The organism is Pyxidicoccus fallax (assembly GCF_012933655.1).
GTDB lineage: Bacteria > Myxococcota > Myxococcia > Myxococcales > Myxococcaceae > Myxococcus > Myxococcus fallax.
This window is the reverse complement of record NZ_JABBJJ010000632.1, coordinates 1-2936: the sequence shown is the minus strand read 5'-3', so window position 1 is coordinate 2936 and position 2936 is coordinate 1. Positions and strand designations below refer to the sequence as shown.

Annotated in this window: 3 protein-coding genes; all 3 read left to right on the top strand. The window is 71.6% G+C overall.

From position 1 onward, the window contains the following. The coding region (hslU, locus tag HG543_RS52880) for an ATP-dependent protease ATPase subunit HslU (protein WP_169352560.1) at positions 1-924 on the top strand (924 nt) is incomplete at its 5' end. Between the two features lie 35 nt (positions 925-959). Next, positions 960-2207 carry an aspartate aminotransferase family protein gene (locus tag HG543_RS52875; protein ID WP_169352559.1) on the top strand — a complete coding sequence of 416 codons (1248 nt, stop codon included), beginning with the start codon at positions 960-962 and terminating at the stop codon, positions 2205-2207. 117 nt (positions 2208-2324) lie between these two features. Continuing rightward, the coding region (locus HG543_RS52870; protein ID WP_169352558.1) for a DnaJ domain-containing protein at positions 2325-2936 on the top strand (612 nt) is incomplete at its 3' end.

Below are 2936 nucleotides of genomic sequence, written 5' to 3'. Positions count from 1 at the left end.
CCACCCACGCCGCCGCCGCCCCCGCGCCTGGGTGACGCCGAGCGCGAGAAGCTCCGCGCCCAGCTGCGCGCCGGCACCCTGGATGACCAGTTCGTCGAGGTGGAGACCTCCGACTCCGCCCCCACCTTCATGCGCGGCTTCTCCGGCCAGGGCATGGAGGAGATTGGCGTCAACCTCCAGGACCTCTTCAAGAACATGCCGGGCATGAACAAGACGCGGCGCCGCCGCGTGAAGGTGCCCGAGGCCCTCCAGCTCCTGCGCCAGGAGGAGGCCCAGAAGCTCGTGGACCCGGACCGCGTCCAGCGCGAGGCCGTGGCCCGCGCCGAGTCCAGTGGCATCGTCTTCATCGACGAAATCGACAAGATCGCCAGCCGCGAGGGCGGCAAGGGCGGCGGCGGCCCGGACGTGTCGCGCGAGGGCGTCCAGCGCGACATCCTCCCCATCGTCGAGGGCTCCACCGTCACCACCAAGTACGGCATGGTGAAGACGGACCACATGCTCTTCATCGCCGCGGGCGCCTTCCACGTCTCCAAGCCCAGCGACCTCATTCCCGAGCTCCAGGGCCGCTTCCCCATTCGCGTGGAGCTGGAGCCCCTCTCCGGCGAGGACCTCGTCCGAATCCTGCGCGAGCCGAAGAATTCACTCCTGCGCCAGTACACCGCGCTCCTGTCCACCGAGGGCGTGCGCCTGTCCTTCACCGACGACGCGGTGGTGGAGCTGGCGCGCATCGCCCAGCAGGCGAACGAGCGCACCCAGAACATCGGAGCCCGGCGGTTGCACACCGTGCTGGAGCGGCTGCTGGACGAGGTGTCCTTCGCGGCCTCGGAGATGGGCCCGAGGGACTTCCAGGTGGACGCGGCTTATGTGCGTGAACGCCTGACCTCCATCGTCCAGGACGAGGACCTGTCGCGCTACATCCTCTAGCGCGCTATATCCGGCGGGCCACGCCCAGCAGAAGGATGACCGCCTTGCCGCAACCCCAGCCGTCGCCCGCCGCCCCGTCCGCTTCGCCCTCCAACGACGCCATCATCCAGAAGGCGAAGCGGCACCTGCTGCAGAACTACAAGCAGCAGCCCGTCGTCCTCGTGCGCGGCCAGGGCTCGCGCGTGTGGGACGCGGACGGGCGCGAGTACCTGGACCTGCTGGGCGGCATCGCCACGTGCGCGCTCGGCCACTGCCACCCGGAGGTGGTGGCCGCGGCCAAGGCGCAGCTCGACTCGCTGTGGCACGTCTCCAACGTCTTCTACTCGCAGCCGCAGATTGATTTGGCCGCCCAGCTCACCGAGTGGTCCGGGCTGCCGCGCGCCTTCTTCTGCAACTCGGGCGGCGAGGCGAACGAGGCGCTGCTCAAGTTGGCCCGCAAGGTGATGAAGGACCGCGGCACGCCCGAGCGCTACGAGGTCATCACCTTCGAGAAGAGCTTCCACGGCCGCACGCTGGCCACCGTCACCGCCACCGGCCAGGCCAAGTACCACGCCGGCTTCGAGCCGCTGCCCGCGGGCTTCACCCACGTGCCCTACGGCGACATCGACGCCGTCCGCCGCGCGGTGGGCCCCGCCACCGCCGCCATCCTCGTGGAGCCCATCCAGGGCGAGGGTGGGGTGCGCGCCGCGCCCCCGGGCTTCCTCACCGCGCTGCGCGCGCTGTGCGACGAGCGGGGGCTCCTGCTCTTCGTGGACGAGGTGCAGACGGGCATGGGCCGCACCGGCCTGCCCTTCGGCTTCATGCACGAGGGCATCCTCCCGGACGCCATCAGCGTGGCCAAGGCGCTGGGCAACGGCCTGCCCATTGGCGCCATGCTCTGCCGCGAGGAGCTGGGCAAGAGCCTCACCCCGGGCACGCACGGCTCCACCTTCGGCGGCAACCTCGTGGCCGCCGCCGCCGCCAACGCCGTGCTGCGCATCCTCCGCCGCCCCGAGGTCCTCCAGGACGTCCGCGCCAAGGGCGAGCACTTCCTCGCCCGCGCCCGCGAGCTGCAGGGACGCCTGCCCCCCGGCCGCATCCAGGCCGTGCGCGGCCAGGGCCTGCTCCTGGGCCTGGAGCTGGACCGCGAGGTGGCCCCGGTGATTGGCCTGCTGCGCGAGGCCGGACTCCTGGTGAATGCCGCGGGGGAGCGCACCGTGCGCTTCGCGCCTCCCTTCATCGTCACCCGCGAGGAGCTGGACGAGGGCCTGGCCATCGTCGAGCGCGTGCTGGCCACCCTGTGAGGTGGTGTCGGCGGCATCCCACCCGCTGAAACCCGGAAACCGTGTCCCGGACGTTTGACGCCCCGCGTCCGGGACCCTAGTCTGACCTTTCCCGCTGACCTTCCGCGGACCGTCCTTGTGAGCGCGCCAAACACGATCGTCGGGCTGGGGGCCCGGACGGACCACATCGCCACGGTGCCCAACCTCGACCCCGCCCGCCTCCAGCTCTCGTCGGAGGAGGGGACGGTGCTGTCGCTGGTGGGCCGGGTGGAGCGCATCGACGCGGTGCTGGCCCGCTCCTCGCTGGGCGAGGCGCGCACCATCGCCGTGCTGCTGGCGCTGCGCGCCAAGGGCGCCATCGTCCCCGCCCGCGTGGTGCAGCGCGGGCAGCCCGCCCCGGTGGTGGACGCCGCCATGGCCGAGGAGGTGGACCTCGAGCCGGAGCGGAAGAAGGAAGTCATCGAGCTGGAGCGCTCGCTGGACTCCATGGACCACTTCGCCGTGCTGGGCCTGAAGCCGGGTGCCCCCGCGGCGGACGTGAAGCAGGCGTATTACAACGCATCGCGTCGCTTCCACCCGGACCGCTACTTCGGGAAGAACCTGGGCAGCTTCCGCGCCCGCATGGAGCGCATCTTCCGGCGCCTCACCGACGCCCACAACGTCCTCACCCAGCCCGAGAGGCGCGAGGCCTACCTCAAGGCGAACCCCGCGCTGGCGCTCGCCGCCTCGGCCGCCACGCCGCCCCCGGTG

What these genes read in the sequence shown, in the direction of transcription:
- HG543_RS52875 (WP_169352559.1), top strand. Translation starts at nt 960, where the DNA reads ATGACCGCCTTGCCGCAACCCCAGCCGTCGCCCGCCGCCCCGTCCGCT.